This window comes from Desulfovibrio sp. SGI.169 (assembly GCF_050313595.1).
Lineage (GTDB): Bacteria > Desulfobacterota > Desulfovibrionia > Desulfovibrionales > Desulfovibrionaceae > Desulfovibrio.
In genome coordinates this window covers 14,104-35,944 of sequence record NZ_JBNPLS010000003.1, presented here as the reverse complement: position 1 = coordinate 35,944, position 21,841 = coordinate 14,104, and the positions used below count along the sequence as shown (strand labels likewise).

At 64.4% G+C, this 21,841-nt stretch carries 18 protein-coding genes; 10 read left to right on the top strand and 8 right to left on the bottom strand.

The genetic code is table 11. The annotated features are described in order from the left end of the window. Window positions 1–106: 106 nt before the first annotated feature. The 5 genes from ACQRA4_RS02555 to ACQRA4_RS02535 all read left to right on the top strand — a co-directional run bounded on the left by ACQRA4_RS02555 (window position 107) and on the right by ACQRA4_RS02535 (window position 7,114). On the top strand, window positions 107–1,744 hold the full coding sequence (locus tag ACQRA4_RS02555) for an ASKHA domain-containing protein (protein ID WP_427821516.1): 1,638 nt from the start codon (window positions 107–109) through the stop codon (window positions 1,742–1,744). Further along, a complete protein-coding gene (locus ACQRA4_RS02550) occupies window positions 1,745–3,226 on the top strand; it encodes a small ribosomal subunit Rsm22 family protein (RefSeq protein WP_427821515.1) in 1,482 nt (493 codons plus the stop codon). 198 nt (window positions 3,227–3,424) lie between these two features. Beyond that, window positions 3,425–5,701: a vitamin B12-dependent ribonucleotide reductase gene (locus ACQRA4_RS02545; RefSeq protein ID WP_427821514.1), complete on the top strand. Its 2,277-nt coding sequence runs from the start codon at window positions 3,425–3,427 to the stop codon at window positions 5,699–5,701. 97 nt (window positions 5,702–5,798) lie between these two features. Beyond that, complete coding sequence (gene bla, locus ACQRA4_RS02540) at window positions 5,799–6,578, top strand: subclass B1 metallo-beta-lactamase (protein ID WP_427821513.1); 780 nt, start codon at window positions 5,799–5,801, stop codon at window positions 6,576–6,578. Between the two features lie 38 nt (window positions 6,579–6,616). Next, on the top strand, window positions 6,617–7,114 hold the full coding sequence (locus ACQRA4_RS02535; protein WP_427821512.1) for a metal-dependent hydrolase: 498 nt from the start codon (window positions 6,617–6,619) through the stop codon (window positions 7,112–7,114). A gap of 3 nt (window positions 7,115–7,117) precedes the next feature. Here ACQRA4_RS02535 and murJ read toward each other — a convergent pair whose 3' ends face one another. From murJ to ACQRA4_RS02520, 3 genes are all read right to left on the bottom strand, one after another. Beyond that, the gene (gene murJ / locus ACQRA4_RS02530) at window positions 7,118–8,686 is read right to left on the bottom strand and encodes a murein biosynthesis integral membrane protein MurJ (protein ID WP_427821511.1); all 1,569 of its coding nucleotides are present in this window, start codon (window positions 8,684–8,686) and stop codon (window positions 7,118–7,120) included. After that, complete coding sequence (locus ACQRA4_RS02525) at window positions 8,686–11,118, bottom strand: ribonuclease R family protein (RefSeq protein ID WP_427821510.1); 2,433 nt, start codon at window positions 11,116–11,118, stop codon at window positions 8,686–8,688. Before ACQRA4_RS02525 ends, murJ begins: the two co-directional genes overlap by 1 nt. A 103-nt stretch (window positions 11,119–11,221) precedes the next feature. Next, entirely contained in the window at window positions 11,222–11,929 is a 708-nt protein-coding gene (locus tag ACQRA4_RS02520; RefSeq protein WP_427821509.1) for a Bax inhibitor-1/YccA family protein, read from the bottom strand. A 456-nt stretch (window positions 11,930–12,385) separates the two neighbouring features. Here ACQRA4_RS02520 and gmd point away from each other — a divergent pair, with 456 nt between their 5' ends. The 4 genes from gmd to ACQRA4_RS02500 all read left to right on the top strand — a co-directional run bounded on the left by gmd (window position 12,386) and on the right by ACQRA4_RS02500 (window position 15,606). Next, entirely contained in the window at window positions 12,386–13,531 is a 1,146-nt protein-coding gene (gene gmd, locus ACQRA4_RS02515) for a GDP-mannose 4,6-dehydratase (protein ID WP_427821508.1), read from the top strand. Between the two features lie 3 nt (window positions 13,532–13,534). Next, window positions 13,535–14,485, top strand: coding sequence for a GDP-L-fucose synthase family protein (locus ACQRA4_RS02510; protein WP_427821507.1), 951 nt, complete (start codon window positions 13,535–13,537; stop codon window positions 14,483–14,485). Between the two features lie 250 nt (window positions 14,486–14,735). Next, window positions 14,736–15,098, top strand: coding sequence for a hemerythrin domain-containing protein (locus ACQRA4_RS02505; RefSeq protein ID WP_427821506.1), 363 nt, complete (start codon window positions 14,736–14,738; stop codon window positions 15,096–15,098). A 37-nt stretch (window positions 15,099–15,135) separates the two neighbouring features. Then, on the top strand, window positions 15,136–15,606 hold the full coding sequence (locus tag ACQRA4_RS02500) for a hypothetical protein (protein WP_427821505.1): 471 nt from the start codon (window positions 15,136–15,138) through the stop codon (window positions 15,604–15,606). Between the two features lie 335 nt (window positions 15,607–15,941). Here ACQRA4_RS02500 and ACQRA4_RS02495 read toward each other — a convergent pair whose 3' ends face one another. From ACQRA4_RS02495 to ACQRA4_RS02480, 4 genes are all read right to left on the bottom strand, one after another. After that, window positions 15,942–16,502 (bottom strand): tetratricopeptide repeat protein, encoded by a 561-nt coding sequence (locus ACQRA4_RS02495; protein WP_427821504.1) that lies wholly within the window; start codon window positions 16,500–16,502, stop codon window positions 15,942–15,944. Window positions 16,503–16,815: 313 nt separating this feature from the next. Continuing rightward, entirely contained in the window at window positions 16,816–17,550 is a 735-nt protein-coding gene (cmk, locus tag ACQRA4_RS02490; RefSeq protein WP_427821503.1) for a (d)CMP kinase, read from the bottom strand. Beyond that, the gene (gene hisC, locus ACQRA4_RS02485; protein WP_427821502.1) at window positions 17,547–18,686 is read right to left on the bottom strand and encodes a histidinol-phosphate transaminase; all 1,140 of its coding nucleotides are present in this window, start codon (window positions 18,684–18,686) and stop codon (window positions 17,547–17,549) included. Before hisC ends, cmk begins: the two co-directional genes overlap by 4 nt. A 96-nt stretch (window positions 18,687–18,782) precedes the next feature. Further along, window positions 18,783–19,238: a universal stress protein gene (locus ACQRA4_RS02480; RefSeq protein ID WP_427821501.1), complete on the bottom strand. Its 456-nt coding sequence runs from the start codon at window positions 19,236–19,238 to the stop codon at window positions 18,783–18,785. Between the two features lie 303 nt (window positions 19,239–19,541). On the opposite strand from ACQRA4_RS02480, the gene ACQRA4_RS02475 reads away from it, so the two are divergent. Continuing rightward, a complete protein-coding gene (locus ACQRA4_RS02475) occupies window positions 19,542–20,057 on the top strand; it encodes a hypothetical protein (protein ID WP_427821500.1) in 516 nt (171 codons plus the stop codon). A 227-nt stretch (window positions 20,058–20,284) separates the two neighbouring features. Here ACQRA4_RS02475 and ACQRA4_RS02470 read toward each other — a convergent pair whose 3' ends face one another. Then, a complete protein-coding gene (locus tag ACQRA4_RS02470) occupies window positions 20,285–21,805 on the bottom strand; it encodes an outer membrane homotrimeric porin (protein ID WP_427821499.1) in 1,521 nt (506 codons plus the stop codon). Window positions 21,806–21,841: the final 36 nt, after the last annotated feature.

The following is a 21,841-nucleotide window of genomic DNA, read 5'->3' as shown; positions in this document are numbered from 1 at the left end:
GACAGGCCGTCCGCCGCGCCCCGGCTTACATCCGCTCGGGCATAGCCGCGCGCGTGTGCGGCAGGGCGGCTTGCCATCGCGGCGACCTTGGGGCAGGGTAGGCGACATGAAAGTGCGTCTTTCGCCCTTGCCCGCGCCCGCCGACGGCGATGGCGCGACCCCGGATGCGCCTCCCGCGCCGCCTTGCCCCACGCCCGTGGAACTGGACGTTCCAGCCGGTGAAAGCCTTTCGCGCGGCCTCTGGCTGTCGGGGCGTTTGCGGCCGCTGCCGCTGTGCGGCGGTTTGGGGCGTTGCGGTCGTTGCCGCCTGCGTTTTACGCGCGCCGCGCCGCCGCCCCTGCCCGCCGAAGAAATGGTTTTTTCGTCGCGAGAGCTGGAGGCGGGCTGGCGGCTGGCCTGCCGCCGCCAGATGCCCGAAGCCTGCGCCACCCCTCTGGAACTGGAATTGCCGCGAGAGGATTTCAGGCCAAAGGCCGCCGCGCCGCGACTCGCCCCTGGCCGCCTGGCCGGGCGGGAACTGGCGCTGGCGGTGGACCTGGGCACCACCTCCGTGTACTGGCGCGCGCTGGATGTGGCCGCCGGTTCCGGCGCGACGGCGGCCGAAGGGCATTTTCTCAATCCGCAGGCCGGGGCCGGGGCGGATGTCATGTCCCGTCTGGCCGTGGCCCGCGCGCCGCAAGGCCGCGCCCGTCTGGCGGGGCTGGTTCGTGAGGCCGTGCGCCGCATTGTGGACGGCCTGCGCGCTTCCGGCGGCGTGGTGACGCGCGTCTGTCTGGCGGCCAATACGGCCATGACCGACATTTTTCTGAACCGGGATGTGGAAGGCCTTTGCGCCGCGCCCTACCGGGTCGCCCACGCCGGGCATGAAACCATCCTCCTGCCGGACTTGCCCCCGGTCTACATTCCGCCCTTGCCCGCGCCCTTTGTGGGCGGCGACGTGAGCGCGGGCCTGGCGGTTCTGCTGGCGGCCCGCACGCCCCGGCCCTTTGTGCTGGCTGATCTGGGCACCAACGGCGAACTGGCTCTGGTCACGAAGCAAGGGGAACTGCTGCTGGCCAGCGTGCCTCTGGGCCCGGCCCTGGAGGGCATTGGCCCGGAATGCGGGCAACTGGCCGGGCCGGACGTGGTCACAGACTTCAGCCTCAGCCCGGCGGGCCTGGCCGCCCGCTCGCCGGACGGCTCAAGCGGGCCCGCGCGCGGCATAAGCGCCACCGGTTACCTTGCCCTGCTTGACCTTTTGCTGCAATGGGGGCTGCTGGACGCCTCCGGCCTGTTTGCCGACGCCTCTTCGCCCTCGCTTGTGCCGCTGGCCCGCAAGCTGGCGGCAGGGCTGCGCAAGGAGCGGGGGCGAACCCTCCTTTCCCTGCCGCGCGGGCTCTGGCTGGCCGCCGCCGATGTGGAGGAACTGCTCAAGGTCAAGGCCGCCTTCGCCCTGGCCCTGGACATGCTGCTGGCCTCGGCCGGAGTGTCGCCGCGCCATGTGGCCGCGCTTTGCCTGGCCGGGACGCTGGGCGGGCATATCCGGCCGGATATTCTGGAGCGTCTGGCCTTTGTGCCCGCCGGGCTTGGTTCCCGCATCCGTGCCGTGGGCAATGCCTCTCTGGACGGCGCGGCCCTGCTGGCCCTGCATCAGAAAAAAGGCGCGGCCCTGGCGCGTCTTTGCGCCGCCGCCCGTGTGCTTCCCCTGGTGGAAGACCCCGATTTTCATCACGCCTATCTGCGCCGTATGCGCTTTGGAGTCTGAATGCCGCGTCGTACCGCTTCGCCGCCATTTCCCGAATGCCGCGCCGGCGGCAAAAAACCGTCGCCCGCCGCGCTTCGCGCTTCGCGCCCCGCGCGCCAAACGGCGGGGCGTCTTCCCCTGGTCTCGCCCTGGCCGCGAGGCGAGGGTCTGTTCCCCCCCCTGCATGCGGAGGCGCGTCTGGCTCTGGAGCGTCTGCCCGACGCGCTGCGCGCGGTCTGGCCTCTGAACGCCGCGCACCGCCGTTCCCTGCCCGGTGATGTGGCCGCCCTGTCGCGTCTGCTGACCGCCGAACGCCGTGATCTGCGGCGGCCCTACTGGAGTTCCCCCTCTTTTGTCAGCGCCTATCTGTACTATTTTCTGCCCTGGAACCTGGTGCGCCTGACCCGTCTGCTGGCGGCCCTGCCGCTGCCCGACCCCCGCGAGCTGGCCCCGGCGGGGGGTGAAGCCCTGCTGCTGGACGCGGGCTCCGGGCCGCTGAGTCTGCCTCTGGCGCTCTGGCTGGCCCGGCCCCAATGGCGGGAAGCCCCGGTGCGCGTGCTGGCGCTGGACAGCGCGGCCCAACCGCTGGAACTGGGCAAGGCCCTGTTCGCCGCCTGGGGCGCGCGGCTGGGCTGGAAGACCTGGCCCGTGCGCACGGCCCGCGGGCCGCTGGAAAGTCTGCCCCGACAGGCGGCCCCGCTTCTGGTCGGCAAGGAGGGGGCGCGACGCCGTCCCTGGCTGATCACGGCGGCCAATGTGCTCAACGAACTGCGCCCGGAGCGCAAAAGCGCGGGCGGGCGACGCCCCCGGGAGGAATGCGCCGGCGACGAAGAAGGCGCGGAAGCCGCATGGCGGGGGCCGCTGACCGAGCGCCTGGACCGTCTGCTGGATGCCCTTGCGCCGCTGCTTTTCCGCCAGAACGACGCGGAGCCGGCCCATGCGGCGGCAGACGGACGGGCCTTGCCCGGCCTGCTTTTTGTGGAGCCGGGCACGCGCCTGGGCGGCACTGTCGTCATGCGCCTGCGCGAGCTGGCGCTGGCAGGCGGCCTTGCGGCTTTGGCCCCCTGTCCCCACAGCGGGGCATGCCCGCTGCTGGCCGGGCAGGGCGGGCGAACCTGGTGCCACTTCACCTTTGACAGCCGGGATGCGCCGGACTGGCTGGCGCGCCTTTCCAACGAGGCGGGGCTGGTCAAGAGCGGGCTTTCCCTTGCGCCCCTGCTGCTTGGCGCGGCGGCGGAACGGCAAGCCCCCCCCGCCGTCGCCCCCGGTGGGGAAAAAACATTGTCCGCCCGTGTGCTTTCCGCGGCTTTCGCGGCGTCTGGCCTCTACGGTCGGGCGCGCTACGCCTGCACCGCCGAAGGTCTGGCGCTGCTGGAAGACGCCGAGGCCCTGGCCTCTGGCGATCATCTGCCTGTGCGCCTCCCGCCGGACGCGCCGCGCGACGCCAAAAGCCGGGCGCGCATCATCCGCAGGCCGGGCGCTCGGGCGGGCGCAAAGCCTTGAGCCGTGCGGCCCGGTCGCTTTTTGCATGAACTTTTTGTTAATTTTTATCATGTAAATTCAGCGTATTATCCGAGGAATGCGGACTTTCGGGGCTTTTTTTTCGCCCCCGTCGGGCGTATATACGGGCTTGGGCAGCCCGCCGGTCGACGCCGGGCGGGCGTGCCGCGTTCTAACCCTCATCCCAAGGTTTATGTTCTGATGATCGCAATGCCCAAGAATTTGCCGCAGCCGCAGTTGAAGCCCAATACGGATGTGGTGTTGCAGAAGCGCTATCTGCGTAAATCCCTGGACGGCCAGTTCACTGAAAGCCCGCGAGACCTTTTCTGGCGTGTGGCTTCCGCCATTGCCGCCGAAGAAGGCAAGTACGAGGGCTCATCGTGTGAGCCGGAAGCTCTGGCCCGCGACTTCTATGATCTGATGACCTCATGGAAATTTTTGCCCAATTCGCCCACGCTGATGAACGCGGGGACGGACCTGGGCCAGCTCTCCGCCTGTTTTGTCCTGCCGGTGGGCGACTCCATTGAGGAAATTTTTGACGCCGTGAAGTTTGCGGCCATGATTCACAAATCCGGCGGCGGCACGGGTTTTTCCTTTTCGCGCCTGCGTCCCAAGGAAAGCCGGGTGGGCTCCACCGGCGGCGTGGCCTCCGGCCCGGTTTCCTTTCTGCGCATTTTCAATACCGCCACAGAGCAGATCAAGCAGGGCGGCACGCGGCGCGGGGCCAATATGGGCATTCTGCGCGTGGATCATCCAGACGTGCTGGATTTCATCCGGGCCAAGGAAAAAGAGGGAGAATTCAATAACTTCAACCTTTCCGTGGGCCTGACGGAAGCTTTTATGCAGGCCGTGGAAAAGGACGAGCAGTATGACCTGCGCGCGCCCAATACCGGCGAGGTGGCGGACCGCCTGCGCGCCCGCGACGTTTTTGATTTGCTGGTCAGAAAGGCCTGGCAGTCGGGTGATCCGGGCATCGTCTTTCTGGATCGCATCAACCGCGACAATCCCACCCCGGACCAGGGCGAGATCGAATCCACCAATCCTTGCGGCGAACAGCCCCTGCTGCCCTTTGAAGCCTGCAATCTGGGCTCCATCAACCTGTCCTGCTTCTATCTGCCCGGCCACAACGATGATGCCGACCCGGCCCGCGCGGGTATTGACTGGAACGAACTGCGGCGCGTGGTGCATCTTTCCGTGCGCTTTCTGGATAACGTCATTGACGCCTCGCTTTTCCCCCTGCCGCGCATTGCCGAGACAGTGCGCAAAAACCGCAAGATCGGTCTGGGCGTCATGGGCTTTGCCGACCTGCTTTTTGAACTGGGCGTGCCCTACAATTCCCAGGCGGGCATTGACCTGGCCGAGCGGATCATGGGCTTTGTGCAGGAGGAAGGCCACAAGGCCTCGGCTGAACTGGCCAGAGAGCGCGGGCCTTTTCCGGCCTATGCCGCTTCCGTGTATGCCAAAAAGAAAAAGGGCCCCTACCGCAACGCCACAGTGACCACCATCGCGCCCACGGGCACGCTGTCCATCATTGCGGGCTGCTCTTCGGGGGTGGAGCCGCTTTTTGCGCTCTGCTTCACCCGCAATATTCTGGACGGCGAACGCCTGGTGGAGGTCAACCCCCATTTTGAGGCCGCGCTTGCCGCCGCTGGCCTGGCCACCCCTGAACTTATGGACAGCGTGGCGGCCAGAGGCTCCATCAGGGATATGGATTTTCTGCCCGCCAGACTGCGCAAGGTTTTTGTGACCGCCATGGATATCGAGCCGGTCTGGCATCTGCGCATGCAGGCGGCCTTTCAGCGGCATACGGACAATGCCGTGTCCAAAACCGTGAACCTGCCCAATTCCGCCACGGAGCAGGATATCTTTGACATCTACTGGCTGGCCTACAAGGAGGGCTGCAAGGGCGTCACGGTCTACCGCGACGGCTGCAAGAGCATTCAGGTGCTGGCCACCGGCGAGGGGCAGAAAAAAATGGATGGCGAGTCCGCCCCGCAGGGGCCCGCGCCCATGGCCAAGGCCGCGTCGTCGGTGCGCAAACGCCCCGATATGGTGCAGGGTTTCACCCAAAAGGTGCAGACCGGCCTGGGCGCCATGTACCTGACCGTCAATGAGGTGGACGGCGAACCCTTTGAGGTGTTCGCCACCATCGGCAAGTCGGGGCGTTCCATCACGGCCAAGGCCGAGGCCATCGGGCGTCTGGTGTCCCTGGCCCTGCGTTCGGGCGTGCATGTGCGCGACGTGGTGGCCCAGATCAAGGGCATTGGCGGCGAGCACCCGGTATTTCGGGGCAAGGGGCTGCTGCTCTCCATTCCAGACGCCATCGCCTGGGTGCTGGAAAAGCGCTATCTCAAAAATGAACACATTGGCGATGTCAATGATCTGGAAGCGCAGCGCTGCCCGGAATGCGGCGAACCTCTGGTTTTTCAGGAAGGCTGCCTGATTTGCCCGGCGTGCGGTTTTTCCCGTTGCGGCTAGCGGCAGAGCTCGCCGCCCGGCCAGGTCGCGCGGTCGGCTGCGCTTCCGCGCCGGGCCGCTTTTCCGCCTTGGCGGCGGCAAATGCTCTGCGGAGAAAATGATGCTGTCTGTGAGGGTGAAAGGGTTTTGCCGCGCGCTGGCTCTGCTGGTCTGCTGCTGGTCGCCCCTGCGGGCCGAAGCGCTGGGGACGGGCGAGGCTGTCCGGCTGGCGGGCGATATGGAAGTGATCAGGCTTTCCGGGCGGGTCTACATGCACGTTTCCCGCCATGAAGTGCCGCCTTTCGGCCTGGTGTCCGCCAACGGGCTGATTCTGGCGCACAAGGGGGAAGCCCTTCTGCTGGATACGCCCTGGACCGTGGAGCAGACGGACATTCTGCTGGACTGGATTGAAAAGACGCTGCACGCCAGGGTCACGGCCTGTGTGCCCAATCACTGGCACAAGGACAGCATGGGCGGCCTGGCGGCGGTGCTGCGCCGGGGCGTTCCGTCATACGCCTATGAAGGAACCATCGCCATCGCCGCTCAAAAGGGTCTGCCGCAACCTGAACACGGTTTTGCCGACACGCTGACGCTCAGGCTTCATGATCTGGAGGCGCGCTGCGTCTATCTGGGCGGCGGCCATTCCACGGACGGAATCTTTATCTGGATTCCCGCCGAAAGGCTGCTTTTCCCCAGTTGCATGGTCAAGGACGCTCAGGCCGCGAATCTGGGCAATATCGAAGACGCCGACGTGCGGGCCTGGCCCGCGGCCATGGCTCTGGCCCTGGCCGCCTTTCCCGAAGCCCGTATCGTGGTTCCCGGCCACGGGCGGCCCGGCGGTCTGGAGCTTTTGCGGCATACGCGCGATCTGGCGGTCGCGGCCGCCGGCGCGCCGTAGGCGGGGTGGCGGATGTTTCGGAACGCCGGGGGCGACGGATGAAATGGATTACGCATCAGGCGGCGGCCGTGGCCTCGGCCCTGGCCCTGCATCTGCCTCCGGCGGGCGTCGCGGCGGCCTGTGCGGGCGCGGTGCTGCCCGACATGCTTGACCAGCGTCTGGCCGGCCTGGCCCCCACGCCGCGCGGCCGTCAGAAGATATTCAACCGCATTCACCGGGGCGCGACGCACTGGTTCGGCTGGTGGCTGGCGCTCTTTCTGGCCGCTCTGGCGCTGCCTTTGCCGCCGCAGGAACGGGCCGCGCTTACCGGCCTGGGGTTCGGCGGCCTGAGCCATGTGATTTTGGACATGCTTACCCCGCATGGGGTGCCATGGCAGCCCTTTTCGCGCAAGGGGCGTTTCTCGCTCAGGCTTTGCGCCACCGGCAGCGTGGGCGAGTACTGTTTGCTGGCCGCCATAGCGCTGGCTGTCTGGTTTTTCATGGGGCACGATCTGCTGCAGCTTGCGCACAAGCTGGGCCGGGGCCGCTTTTTCTGATCCTCAGCGCCGCAGCCGGCGCAGTACTGGCTCCAGCAGGGACGGCGCGAACAGCCAGGCCAGAGGCAGAAAAAGCAGGGCAAAGGCCAGCCCGCTGACGGTCAGGGCCGCGCAGGCCGCCGCGATGGGCGGCAGCGGCAGATGTTCAAGACAGCGGCGGGCGAGCAGCCAGGCCGCGCCCGCGCCGGGCAGGGAGCAGGCCAGGGCGCGCAGCCCCAGGCCGCATAGCCCGGCAAAAGCCCCCCCGCCGTGGCGACGCGCCCATATTCCCGCCAGCCAGAGCACATAGAGGCTCACGCTCACGCCTGACAGGGCGGCAATGGCCCAGGCCCCCAGGGGCACGGCCCAGCAGGAGTAGAGGGGCAGACAAACCAGAGTCATAATGGTGCCTGTGAGCGCCGGGGTCAGGGTGTCGCTGTGGGCGTAGTAGGCCCGCACCAGAACCATGTAAACGATCCAGAGCGGCGACGAGGCCAGCATGATTTGCGTCAGCGGCACGGCGGCAAGCGTTTCCGCCGGGCCGAAGCGGCCGCCCTGGAATATCACGGTCAGAATGGGCCAGGCGGCGGCCATCATCCAGAGCGCGCAGGGAATGATCAGGCCCAGACCGGCGCGCAGGGCCGTGCGCAGGGTCTGGTCGAAGCGTTTCGTGTCGCCCTGGGTCAGCAGAGCCACCAGAAAGGGATAGGAGGCCACGGCCGCGGCCTGGCCCATGAGCCCCACCGGCACCTGGGCGATGCGCCGCGCGTAGTTGAGCAGGCTGACCGCGCCCTCGCCGGCGAGACTGCCGAAAACCCGCAGAAACTGTTCATCCAGCATGATGACGGTCTGCCCCAGCATCAGGGGCAGCGCCGTGAGCAGAAAGCGGCCCATGAGCCGATGCCGCCAGACCAGGCGCAGGCGCAGACCGCCCCCGGCGGCCACCCGCAGCGGCAGGGCAAAAGCGCCCAGAGCCGCGCCGATGGTGACGCCCGCGCAATAGCCGGTCATGCCGTGGCCGGCCGGCGCGCCCGTCGCCAGCAGGGGCAGCAGCAGGCCGCCCGCGATGATGCAGCCGTTGTAGACCAGCGGCGCCAGCGCCGGAACGCTGAACTGACGCCGCAGATAGAGCAGGGCCGTGAGGCAGGCCCCGCAAAGAAAAAAGATCTGGGCGGGCAGGATAACGCGCATGAAAAAGGCCAGGCGCTGCCATTGCTCTGGCGAAAAGCCGGGGGCCACCAGCCTGGCCAGGGGTTCGGCGGCCAGCATGCCCGCGCCTGTGAGCAGCAGCGAAGCGGCGAGGGTCCAGCAGAAGACGCAGGAAAAAAAGCGCCAGGCGTCGGCCTCGTCCTCCTGAAAACGGCGGGACAGCAGGGGAATGATGGTGATGGACATGAAGCCGCCGGCCAGCAGGTAATTGATGATGTCCGGCACCACAAAGGCCGCGAAATACATATCCGCCTCGCCGCCCGCGCCGAACTGCCAGGAGATGACCTTGTCGCGGATCAGGCCCATGAGCCGGGAAAGAACGGTGCTGGCCGCCAGAATCAGAGCCGCCGCGCCCATGCGCTGGCGGGAGGAGAGCAGACCCATCAGCGCCCCCGTTTTGAACGCGTGCCGCCGCTTTTGCCGTTTTGCGGCCCATGCTGCCGTTTTCGGCCCTTGCCGCGGTCATGCGTCTCGTTCTTTTGCCCTCGCGCGGGGCGCAAGCCGCCTTGCTTCCTCAGGTCGCGCCGGCGTCGCGCGCCGCGCGCGGCCAGCCCCGCGCGGGGGGCTTCCAGAGGCATGAGGCGGATCTCCAGCCGGCCCATGTGCACTTCGGCCAGGCGCACTTCCAGACGCTGCCCCAGGCGCCAGCACAGTCCGGAACGCCGGCCCATCAGGCTTTGGCCGCGGCTGTCCAGCTCGTACCAGTCGTTGCCCAGGTCTTCCACACGGATCATGCCTTCCACGGGCATGGCGCTCAGTTCCACAAAGAGGCCAAAATTCGTCACGCCGGCAATGACGCCGGCAAAGCGTTCGCCTTCACGCTCCCGCAGAGCCAGACAGCCCAGACGCCGGGCCATTTCGCGTTCGCATTCCATGGATGCGCGTTCCCGGCGATTGAGCCTGTCGCCCATGCGCAAAAGTTTCTGCCCGGCGGGCAGCGGCCCCGCCGCGCGCCCCAGTGACGCCTTCAGGGCGCGGTGAACCAAAAGGTCGGCATAACGGCGGATGGGCGAGGTAAAATGGCAGTACGCCTGGGAGGCCAGGCCGAAATGGCCTTCGTTTTCCGGCTGATAGCGGGCCTGGGGCATGGCCCGCAGGCAGAGGCGGTTGACCAGAAATTCCCGTTCCGTACCCCGCGCCGCGGCCAGAATGTCCCGCAGGGCCGCCGCGTCGGCCCTGCCGCCGCTGTGGACGCTGGCGGGCAGGCATTCCAGGGCCGTGGCGGCGAGGGCGTCAAAAAGCTCTTCCAGGCGTTCCAGGTCCGGCTGGGGGTGCACACGGTAAAGAAAGGGCAGACCCGCGTCGCGCAGGTGGCGGGCCACAGCCTCGTTGGCCGCGATCATGAATTCCTCGATCAGGCGGTGGGCGTGGTGGCGCTGCCGAAAGCCGATTGCGCGCACCCGGCCCGTCGCGTCAAAGCTGTAGTCCGCTTCGGGCAGGTCGAAATCCAGACTGCCGCGTTTTTGCCGGGCCGCGCGCAACACGGCATAGAGCCTGAAGGCTTCCTCCAGCATGGCCAGCACTTCCACGCCGCGCGGCGTTTCGCGCAGGCGGGCCAGGGCGTCGGCGTCATGATCCAGCAGGCAGGCCCTGACCTGGTCATAGGTCAGGCGGGCGGCGGAACGCATGACGCACAGGGCAAAGCGCGCCTTGCCCGGCTGGCCCGCGGCTGAAAAAGGAATTTCCGCCAGCACGGCCAGCCGGTCTTCGTCCGGCTTGAGGCTGCACAGGCCGTTGGACAGGGCCGGGGGCAGCATGGGCTCCACCGAACGGGGGAAATACCAGGAATTGCCGCGTTCCAGGGCTTCGGCATCCAGACTGGCGCGCCCTTTGCCGGGGGCGGGCCGCACATAATGGCTCACGTCGGCAATGGCCACCCGCAGCAGCCAGCCCGCGCCCTTGCGCTCCACCTGCACGGCGTCGTCAAAGTCGCGGGCGTCGGCGCCGTCAATGGTCACCAGGGGCAGGGCGCGCAGGTCTTCGCGTCCGTCCATATCCGCCTGAACGGGGGCGACGGGCAGCGCGGCGGCTTCGGCCAGAACGGCGGCCGGAAAGTCGCGCGGCGTCTCGTGGTTGAGCTTGACCAGATTTTCCTGCACATCCGCGTCGTCTTCACGACCGTACGCGCCCAGCAGGCGCGCGCGCCAGAGATCCGAGGCCAGACGCTCCTCCGGGGCCACCAGCAGCAGAGCGCCTTTTTCCGGCATGGCGCTGTCAGCGGGCAGAGCCACGCTGAAATTCACAGTCAGGCGGCTGTCCGCCGGGCGGCAAAAAAGGGTACGCCCCGCGCGGCTGTGCAGATGTGCGGGAATCTCCTTCTGCGGGCGCTCCAGAATTTCCACAATGCGGCCTTCAGGGGCTGGCCCGCCGCGTCCACGCCCGGCGCGCGCGGCGGACGGCGCCAGAACCACCCGCACCAAATCCTGGTGCCAGGCCTCATTGCTTTGGAGGGGATGGATGAAAATATCCCTGCCGCCGCTCACGCGCGCGCCGGGCGTTCCCCCTTCGTCGCCGACCGCCAGCGGCGTCACAAAGCCGCCGCCGTTGCGCAGGGCCTGATAGCGCCCCACCAGGCTTTTAAGGCGGTCAGGCCGAACCCAGAGGCCGCCGCGCAGGCGCGTCAGACGACCCTGGGCGGCCAGCGCGTTCAGGCTTTCTTCCAGCTCTTTTTTGGCCCGGCGGGGCAGACCCGTAACGCGCAGCAGGCCGTCCAGACGCAGGGGGCGGGACTCGCGGATGAAAATTTCCAGCAGTTCGTCCTGACCGGGCAGGGCTGGCGAAGTGAAAGAGGCGCTGTGTTTATGATGTTTTTTCACGTTGCTTTCGCTTCAGCAAAAGGGGGCAAAAGGCATCACCTTTTACCCCCGGAACGCCGGCATTGTTCGCGCGAGAGGAAAGTCGGGAACTACTGGCCGCGGCTCAGTCGCGGTTGCCGCCGAAAAGCCGCAGCAGCATCAGAAAGAGGTTGATGAAGTCCAGATACAGGGTCAGCGCGCCCATGATGGCGCCGCGACGCACCGCCGTGCCGTCCTCCAGAGGCGCGCCCTCGCCAAAGCGGCGCAGCTTCTGGGTGTCATAGGCGGTCAGGCCGGTGAAGATGAGCACGCCCAGGCAACTGATGATGAAGTCCATCATGGTGCTTTTGAGGAAGATGTTCACCACCATGGCGATGACGATGCCGATCAGGCCCATGAACAAGAAGTTGCCCATGCCTGTGAGGTCGCGTTTGGTCGTTGCGCCATAGACCGACATGGCCAGAAAGGTGCCCGTGGTCACCAGAAAGGCGTTGGCGATGGACGCGATGGGATAGACCACAAAAATGGACGAAAGCATGGCGCCGGTCAGGGCCGAGTACAGCAGAAAAAGCGCGGTGGCCGCGCCCGCCGACATTTTATGGATGGCCGCCGAAAGGGCGATGACCAGGCCGAACTGGGCCACGATCAGCAGAATCATAACCATGCTGTTGCCCAGAATGGCGTCGCGGATGGCCGGCGAACCGGCCACGCCGTAGGCCACTGCCGTGGTCAGCGCCAAGCCCGCCGTCATCCACTGGTAGACCTGGCGCATGTAAACGGAAACGACGCTGCTCACGCCGCTTTGGGCGACACTGTGGGGAGTCGGTGACATATGTCCTCCAGAAAAATCTGTTGATGTCCGTCAAGGCGTGAAGTCGCCAAGCGGGGCGTTCATGCACGCCACGTTGGTTATATATATGACTCCCCCCGGGTTTAGCAAGCGCCGCCTTGCGGGGGCGGGCGCGTCTGATCTGAATTTTGCCAGCCGGTTATTTGCCGTGATGATCCGCCAGGGTCGGCGGCGGGAGCGCCCGCCATGCGTTGCGCAAGGCATAAGCGCCGCGCTGGGCGAGGGTTGAGATTTCTTCTCCTCCATTCATGCCAAGGGCGCGCGACTTCCCCTGCCGCCTCTTTTTGCGGAATGATTTTCGCCGGCCCGCGTTCATGGACATGCGCGCTGTTTGCAGATAACAATGAAGCGTCCCGGCTCGCGGCCATTTCGGTTTCCACACGGCTGAGGCGCTTGCGCAGGCATTGCCGGGCATTCATACAACAAGCGGAAGCAAGCATGAAAAAGGCTCTTATTACCGGCATTACCGGACAGGATGGGGCGTATCTGGCGGAATTTCTGCTGCGGAAGGGCTATGAGGTTCATGGCGTCAAACGCCGGGCGTCTCTCTTCAATACCGACCGCATAGATCATCTGTATCAGGACCCGCATGCCAGCGAGCGGCGTTTCATCCTGCATTACGGCGACCTCAGCGATTCCAGCAATCTTGTGCGCGTCATGCAGGAAGTGAAGCCGGACGAGGTTTACAATCTGGCGGCCCAGAGCCATGTGCAGGTGTCGTTTGAATCGCCTGAATACACGGCGGATGTGGACGCTCTGGGCGCGCTGCGCCTGCTGGAGGCCATCCGCATCGCATCGCTGACCGACCATACGCGTTTTTACCAGGCCTCCACATCCGAGCTGTTCGGCCTGGTGCGGGAAATGCCGCAGACCGAAAAAACGCCGTTTTATCCCCGTTCCCCCTATGCCTGCGCCAAGCTCTACGCATACTGGATCACGGTAAACTATCGCGAGGCGTACGGCATGTACGCCTGCAACGGCATTTTGTTCAACCACGAGTCTCCCATTCGCGGCGAAACCTTTGTGACCCGCAAGATCACCCGCGCGCTGTCGCGCATGGCGCTTGGCCTGCAAGACTGCCTTTTTCTCGGCAATCTGGACGCCCGGCGCGACTGGGGCCATGCCCGCGACTATGTGGAAATGCAATGGCTCATGTTGCAGCAGGAGCGGCCGGATGACTTTGTCATCGCCACCGGGCGACAGTTTTCGGTGCGGGATTTCGTCAATGCGGCGGCGGCCGAGCTTGGCTTGACGCTTGCGTGGCAGGGCAGCGGGCTGGATGAAACCGGAACCGTCGCGGCCGTGGACGCCGAGCGTTTGGCGCGGGCCGGCGGCCGGCAGTCCATGGCGTGTCATGTCAAGGCCGGGGATGTCATTGTGCGGGTGGACCCGCGCTACTTCCGCCCCACAGAGGTGGAAACCCTGCTGGGCGACCCGGCTAAGGCCAAGAAAAAGCTGGGCTGGGAGCCAAAAACGAGCTTTGAGGACATGGTGGCCGAAATGACGCGCGAAGACCTTCAACTGGGCATGCGCGACGCCGTGTGCAAGGTGGCCGGCTTCAGAACATTCAGCCATAACGAGTAGATCATGCGCAGGGATGAGCTTATCTATGTGGCCGGTCATCGCGGCCTTGTGGGCGGAGCCATTTGTCGCGCGCTGAAGCGCGCCGGCTACGCTAATCTGCTCGTGCGCCCGCACGCCGAGCTGGACTTGTGCGATCAGGACGCGACGCGCCGTTTTTTTGCGCGGCACAGACCGGCATATGTGGTTCTGGCGGCGGCCAGGGTGGGCGGCATTCATGCCAATGCGACTTATCCTGCTGAATTTATCTATCAAAACCTGCAAATCCAGAACAACGTCATTGACAGCGCCTGCCGCAACGGCTGCAAAAAGCTGCTGTTTCTCGGTTCGTCCTGCATCTATCCCAGGCTTTGCCCGCAGCCCATTAAAGAGGAATGCCTGCTTACCGGCCCTCTGGAGCCCACCAACGAGGCGTACGCCCTGGCCAAGATTTCCGGCATCAGAATGTGCCAGGCCTACAGACGGCAATACGGCTTTGACGCCATCAGCGCCATGCCCACCAACCTCTATGGGCCGGGCGACAATTATCATCCGGAAAACAGCCATGTCATCCCGGCGCTGATCCGCCGTTTTCACGAGGCTGTGGAGGGCGGGGCGGCAACGGTGACCATCTGGGGCAGCGGCGCGCCCCTGCGCGAATTTCTGCATGTGGACGACATGGCTGACGCCTGCGTTTTTCTGCTGGAGAAGTATTCTGATTTTGAGCACGTCAATGTGGGCAGTCAGGAAGAACTGAGCATTATGGAAGTGGCGCGGCTTGTGGCCCGCATCACGGGCTTTGGGGGGGAAATCCGCACGGACCCGGCAAAGCCGGACGGCACGCCCAGAAAGCTGATGGATTCGGGCAGAATTTTTGCCATGGGCTGGCGGCCGCGCATCAGCCTGGAAGACGGCCTGCGGAAGACGTATCAGGATTTTTTGCAACACAGACGTAACGGCGACGCACAAGAGCCGTAGAGAGAATCAGCCCTGGCTTTGTTGAAAAAAGCCGATTGATATGCGCCGACATTCCGACGCCATGGATTATCGGCATGAAAATGCGCGCGCCGCCTGTTTTTCATGGGGATGATTTCTTGTGCGCGGCAGGCATGCAATCATGTATTTTTAACAGAGGGAGTGAGCCAAAAAACACTTTTTGGGGGTGAATAATTTTCATGATACAGCCTCCTGAGCTGAATCATGAAGCGAGCTCTCGCAGGAGATTCCCATGCTGCAATGGCAGGATCGATTCTGTATCGGGGTTGAAAGTATTGACGAGGCCCATCAGGAGTTATTTCGCATAATCAATAAGCTGCACAGGCTCGTGCGCATGGGGGATCGCAACGTCAGATGGACGGCCGCCGAGGCCGTCAAATATGTGCGCAACTACACCCTGAAACACTTTCAGGATGAAGAAGCCTACATGCGCTCCATCGGCTTCAGGGATTACGAGGCCCACAAGGCTGTCCACGCCGCCATGCGCGAAGACGTCATTCCGCGTCTGGAAGCCTATCTGGCGCGCGAAGATTATTCCGCCCAGTCCATTCGCCATCCTTGGAAAATGGCTCACCCGGCATATTGTTGGCCATGACCGGGAAATCATACAGAAAGCGGCTTCGGACGTTGGGGTGACGCCAATCAGGGAAGAGGCTCAGGGAAAAAATTTTACCCCGGCACAGCCCGTGCGGGCTTCCGGCAAGTCGAAAGCCGGGGCGGCATCCCCCGCGGCGCATGGGGAACGCAAAAGAACTCTCTGGCTGCTGCTGGCGCCGTTGCTGGTGTTCGCGGCCGCCTATGCCGCCGGCGAACTGCTGGTAAAAGGCAGGGTGGACAGGATGAGCGGGCTGAAGAGCGCCATCCAGGAGCGTGAAGCCGCCCTTGCCGAACTGGAAGCCGCCATTCAGACGGAAGAGGCCGCTCTTGCCAGGCTGAAATCAGAGACATGGGGGCTCAGGTTCATAACGTTTCCTGATGGCGCCAAAGGGATTCTCCTGCCGGAGGGCATGGCGTGTGAATGCCGTGGAAAGATGGAAGGCGGAGAGTATGGCGGCTCTGAAGGGGTAGCCTTGAGAAACGCCCCTGCTGGGCATGCGCCCTGAGCGGGCCGGGGAAAGCCGGCGCTTGAAAAGCGGATGGCGCGGTTCTTTTTGCGCCGGCAGAGTCTTTTCAGAGTGAAAATGCTCTGGCGCGGCCTGCCGACCGGCATTTCAGAGGCCCCTTTTGCGAAAGCGCAATGCGGGCATGCTCAGGGCGACAACGCGCGGGGCGGGGTTTCCCGCTCAGCAGAGCGCCGACGCGGTTGCCCCCGTCGGCGCTGCTTCCCCGGGTGGAGAGATTTTCCGGCCCCAGGCGCCCGCCAGAGGCCGGAAAATCGTGTGGGGAGGGGAGTATCTGCCAGCCGCGCGCAAGGCCGGGCATACCGCCCGGCCCTGACTTACGCGGCCATGGTGTCGAAAAGTTCCTTGGCGTTGCTGTTGGCCGGGTTTGCGCCCAGTACCGCCTCAAGATGCTGACGGGCTTCGGCGTTGCGCCCCAGGTAGATCAGGCAGCCAGCCAGGGTTACGCGCACGGCCTCGCTTTCTTCGCTTTCGGTCAGCGCGGCCTCCAGGTAGGGCAGCGCCTTTTCCACGCAGGCCAGTTGATAGGCTTCGCGCACCAGGCAGTTCAGCGCCACAATATTGGCGGCGGATTTATCCAGCGCGCGGGCAAAGTAGCTGAAGGCGTCCTCATGTTTGCCCTGTTCCATGTAAACCAGGCCGATGCCGCAGAGGGCCTTGTCGGTTTCTTCCACGGCGGCGGCCTTCTGGTACAGCACCAGGGCCTTGTCCAGCTCGCAACGCTGCACGGCTACGGTGGCCAGCCCCATGTAGGGCGCGGCGCTCTGGGCGTTGTTGGCGGCCTTGCGGTAATATTCCTCGGCCTTGTCAAAATCGCCCATGAAAAGATAGCACTCGCCCAGTTCCTTATTGATTTCGTAATCCAACTGATTGTTCATATGGTCCTCCCCATGAGGCTGTTTCCCACACTGGCGCCGTATGCGTCTGTGGCTTGTGCCTGACTTTATGCACCGCCCGTGCCATTCAAGAAAAAAAATAATAAAATCAGGGGTGTTTTTTTCTAAAGAATTTCATGGGGGGGCGTGAAGGGCGGCATTGCGGCCCCGGCATGCCAAAGACTTGTCTCGCCGGCGGGCAAGGGGGCGGCAATTTTTGCCCGGCTGGGAAGTTTTTGCCCGTGCCCGGCCGGGGCAAGAGCCGCGCGCGGGGAGCAAGGGACGGCCCGCCGAAAAGAAGACGCGACCGAAAAGCTTATGAAGATTTTCTGACAGGCGGCAAAAGGGCGGGAAAAGCTGAAGAGCGCAAGGCCCGCGCGCCGCCGCGCACATCAATGTGATGCAGCATCACGCCCAGCGCGCCCTCAATATCCAGATGGGAGGTATCCACAATCAGGGCGTCCTGAGCGGGGCGCAGGGGGGCCACAGCCCGGTTGCGGTCCAGGGCGTCGCGCTGGCGTATCTGCTCGGTCAGGGTGGTCAGTTCCGCGTGTTCGCCCCGGTTTTCCAGATCGCGCAGACGGCGCATGGCGCGCACTTCGGGCGCGGCATCCAGAAAGAACTTGAAGCGCGCGTCAGGAAAAACCACGGTGCCCATGTCCCTGCCTTCGGCCACCAGCGGGGATTGTTCGCCCATGGCCCGCTGAGCCTGCCGAAGCACTTCGCGCACTGCCGGCACAGTGCCGATGCGCGCGGCCAGCATGCCCACCTCTTCGGTGCGCACTTCGCCGCGCACGGCCTGACCGTTGCAAAACAGCGCGGTGTTCTGCCCCTTGCCCGCGATGCTGAAAGTCCATTGCGCGCAGCGCCGGCGCAGCTCTTCTTCAGGCAGTTGCTCCGCGCCGGGCCCCAGCTTGAGGGCCAGACAGCGGAACATGGCTCCGGTATCCAGATAGGCCAGCCCCAGGCTTTCGGCCATGCGCCGGGCAAGTGTGGTTTTGCCCACGCCCGCCGGGCCATCCAGCGTCACTACCGGCAAATGACCGTTCATGCGCGCTCCGTTGTATCGGGCGCGGCCAGAATGTCGCGCATGGCGGCCAGAAAGGCCGCGTTTTCTCTGGCGTCGCCCACGCTGACGCGCAAATGCTCCGGCAGATTGTAGCTGCTCAGGGGGCGGATGATGATGCCGCGCCGCAGCAGGGCCTCAAAACAGTCTCTGGCCGAACCCGCGCGCGGCGGCAGGCGAAACAGCAGAAAATTGGCCGCGCTGGGCCAAACCGTGCAGCCCAGGGCCGTGAGCCCGTCGCGGAGCTTGGCGCGGCCCTGGCGCACCACATCCAGGGTGGCCTGGCGGAAGGCCGTGTCCGTCAGGGCGGCCAGACCGGCCTCTTCCGCCAGGATGTTGACGGAGAAGGGCAGGCGCGCCCGCCAGAAATATTCGGCCAGAGCGGGCGGCAGCACGCCGTAGCCCAGGCGCAGTCCGGCCAGCCCCCAGCTTTTGGAAAATGTGCGTAAAAAGGCCGCGTTGTCCGGCGTCGCGCCCGAAGCCAGGAGGGATGCTTCGGCCTCGTCCTCGGCAAAATCCATATAGGCTTCGTCCACCACCAGCAGACAGCCCGGGGCGATTTTGGCCAGCCGCTCCGCCAGGTTTGCCACGGCCTCGCGCGGGGGGCAGTAGCCGGAAGGATTGTCCGGCGTGGTGATGAAGACCAGACGGGTGCTCTGATCCACCAGACGAAGCAGGGCGTCAAAATCAAAGTCAAAGTCTTTCCCCAGCGGGCAGCGGCGAACATCAACGCCGGCAATGCGGCCCTGAATGGGGTAAATGCTGAAGCAGGGGTCAAAACAGACCAGAGAATGCCTGCCCGGCTCGGCCAGCATGCGTATCAGCAGGTCGATGATTTCATCGGAACCATTGCCCGCCACCACCCGGCGCGGGTCAACCGCGTGCAGATCGGCCAGGGCGCGAACCAGACGCGGGTTGCCGCCCTGAGGGTAGCGGAACAGCGAGGAGGCATGACGGCGCACGGCTTCCTGGGCCAGAGGCGAGGCCCCCAGCGGGTTTTCGTTGCTGGCCATCTTGATGACCTGGGAAAGGCCGTATTTTTGCCGGATTTCCGGGATGGAAAGCCCGGGCACATACGCATCAAGCTCCCGGATGCGCGGCAGTACGCTGATTTCGGACATGATGACCCCAAAAAAAGCCGCCGCTGGCGCGGCGGCTGGCGGTTGTCGCCATGCGGCGGGGCGGCGGACGCCCCACGCCGCCGGCGTCAGGAAGCCTTATCCCCCGATGGGCGACTTGGGGCGGATGGTCAGCACGGGCATGTCGGCATTCTTGACCACCTTTTCCGCCACAGAGCCGAAGAGAATGCGGTCAATGCCCTTGCGGCCGTGGGTGCCCATAACGATGATGTCCACCTTTTCCTCATGGGCGCGGTTCAGAATTTCCTCAGCGGCATAGCCGATGAGCACCTGGCCCCTGGCTTCCACGCCGGCAAAGTTTTCGGCCACAAAGGCTTCCATGGACTTTTCCGCGCCGGTGACGATTTCGCCCACAAAGTTTTCAATGGTGTTGGGCGGCACATGAAAACCCACATACTGGCTCAGCGAGGGGGCCGTATAGACCACGATAACGCTGGCGTTCAGCCCCTTGGCCAGCAGAACGGCGTATTCCGCCACGGCCTTGCTGTGTTCGGAAAGGTCTACCGCGCAAAGAATCTTCTTGATTTCCTTCATGCCAAGCTCCATTGCCTCTGGGGGCTGCTGATGTGATGGGGAGCTCCCGGCGGGGCGAAAAATGACCGCCCTGGCCGAAGCGCATACGGCCTGAAGCCTCGCGCCTTAACCCTTTGCCTTGTATAAAAGCATAGAGTTTTTTTGAAGAATAGACAAGGCCCTTTACAAAGCATATGTTATGAGCGCGGGAAGATTTTTCCCCTCCCTTTTTCCATGGATGCTGAAAAAACAATGGCTTGGCTGTTGTTTCGCAATGGCAGAGATTTTGCATAATTGTAGCGGAACGCCAACCCTGGAGGCGATATGGAAATTAATACCGAACAATTGGAAGCTCTGCTGCGCCAGCAGGAACAGCAGGCAACGACGGCTCGCAGACAAGCGGGCTCAGGCGGTGGTTTTGAGGCCATCCTCGCCCGGCAGTTGGGCGGTGGGGCGGAGCAGGCCAACGCCGCGGGCGGGCTGTTGCCGCCCGGCGCCGCTCAGGCGGGGCTGATCAGCCAGTTGCTGCTGAATGGCGCGGAACAGAGCCAGGCTGTTGATCCCGATGCGGAGATTCTTCAGGAGGCTTTTACGCAGGCCTCCGGCACGCTGGATCTCTGGGATTCGTACGCCAAAACCCTGGGTTCATCCGCTGACGGCGGCTCCCTGCGCGACGCGTATGCCCTGCTGGAGGGCATTGACAGCCAGGTGGCGCAAATCAGGCAAGACACGGCCGGCGTGCGCGGCAAAAACCCCGGCCTTGATTCTCTTCTGAACGAGCTGGAAGTGATGGCCGTCACGGAAAAATTCAAATTCAACCGGGGCGACTACAACGCGTAAGCGTTTGAGGTTGACCGCCAATGCAAAGAGCCGCGGGTTTCAGGGAACCCGCGGCTCTTTCCTGTCTGCGCGCCAGAGTCAGGCCCCATGAATGCGCTGTCGGTCAGGCGGGGCTGGTCGTGTTCCGCCACATGATCCGTCAAAAGCAGCCTTGAAGCGGGCTTTGTCATCAATAAAAAAGGGGAACCCCGCGGGGTTCCCCTTTCATGTCTGTAGCGGTTCGTGAACTAGAAGGAGTACACGAAGCTGGCGTTGATGTTCCAGGCGTCATTGGTCTGCGGGATGGGGCTGCCGTTACGATGGCGCGCGCCCCACACGGACTTGCTGGTGTCAAGCCAGAGGGCGATGTAGTCGGCTTCCAGATTGATGACGAAGTTTTCGTACATCTGGTAGGTGTTGGTCAGGCCGATTTCCAGCGCGCTGTCCTGAGTGGTCAGGTACATGGCTTCCATGCCCAGGCCGCCCTCGTTGGCGTACATGTCGTTGAGGCTCATCTTTTTGGCCATGGTCGGGCTGTTGGTGCCGCCGATGTAGTTCACGCGGAAGGTGTGCTTGAGGTCTTCCACAAAGCTCATGTCCTTCAAGCGCGCGCCAATGCCCCAGGTGCCGCCCATGCCGTGGCCGATGGCGCCGTCGCGGGCGATGTAGGGGTCACCGTCAAAGGCGAAGTTGGAGAAGCCGTTGGTGTTGTTGGCGCTGAGGGTGGGCATGCGCTCGGAACCGTTGGCCGGGTTGCTGTCGTCACCGGAGCCGTACCAGCCGTACAGACCGGGGGTGGCCCAATCCAGCTTGTATTCAAAGAGCAGAGACGCCAACCAGCCCTGACGGTTCAGGCGACCGTCGTCGTCCCACGTCACGGAGCCGTAGTTGAAATCCCACGCGAAGCGGAAGGGATCAAAGGCGGTCACTTCACCGGTCAGGCCGGCCCACCAGGCGTCGGCGTAAGAGCTCAGCTTGCGCGCGCCGTTGGCGCTGGTGCCGTCCTTGTGCAGAGCGCCCATGGCGGGGAACAGACCGGCCTTGGCGTAGCTGCCGGCGCCCCAGGGGCCATTGCGGAAGTTTTCGCCATTGCGGAAGGTGTTGGGGCCGATGGCCGCGTACATGCCCCAGGGGGTCACTTTCACGCCGTCAAAGGACAGGGGCACCAGCAGGGCAAAGGCGTCCATGTTGTCCATGTAGCTGTCATGGTCATAGTCGTTCTTCTTCCAGCTGGAGTTGTCATTGAAGGGGCGGGCCCACAGGGCGGTGACGCCCACGTTTTCGTTGAACTGGTAGCTGGCGGTGATGCCGGCCACGTCGTCGTTGAGCACCGTGCTGCCGGTGGTGAAGCTGGGCAGGGCCACGCCCTGGAGGCCCATGCGAACCTTCAGGTCGGTCTGCGGCACCATCCAGTCAATGTAGGCGCGCTTCACTTCAACGATCTTGCTGTCAGCGCCCAGCGCGCCGCCCTGATCGCTCTTGCCCCACATGGTGTCGCCCATTTCAAAGTACACGGTGCCGGACAGGGCCTCGGAGGCCACGGCGTCCAACTGCAAACGCACGCGCTGGCGGGCTTCAAACTCGTCTTCACCCTTCTTGTAGCCGGTGTTGCCGCCCTTGCTGGTGTTGCTGCTGGCAAAGTTGCCGTGTTGACCATAGTCAAAACTCATGATCCACTGGCCTTTGGCCTTGAAGTCAATGGCGCTGGCGCCGGTGGAAACACCAAACACCAGGCCCGCCGCCAACAGAAGCGTAGCGATCTTTTTCATGGTTTAACCTTCCTTTCTTTTGTTCCCCGTGATGGG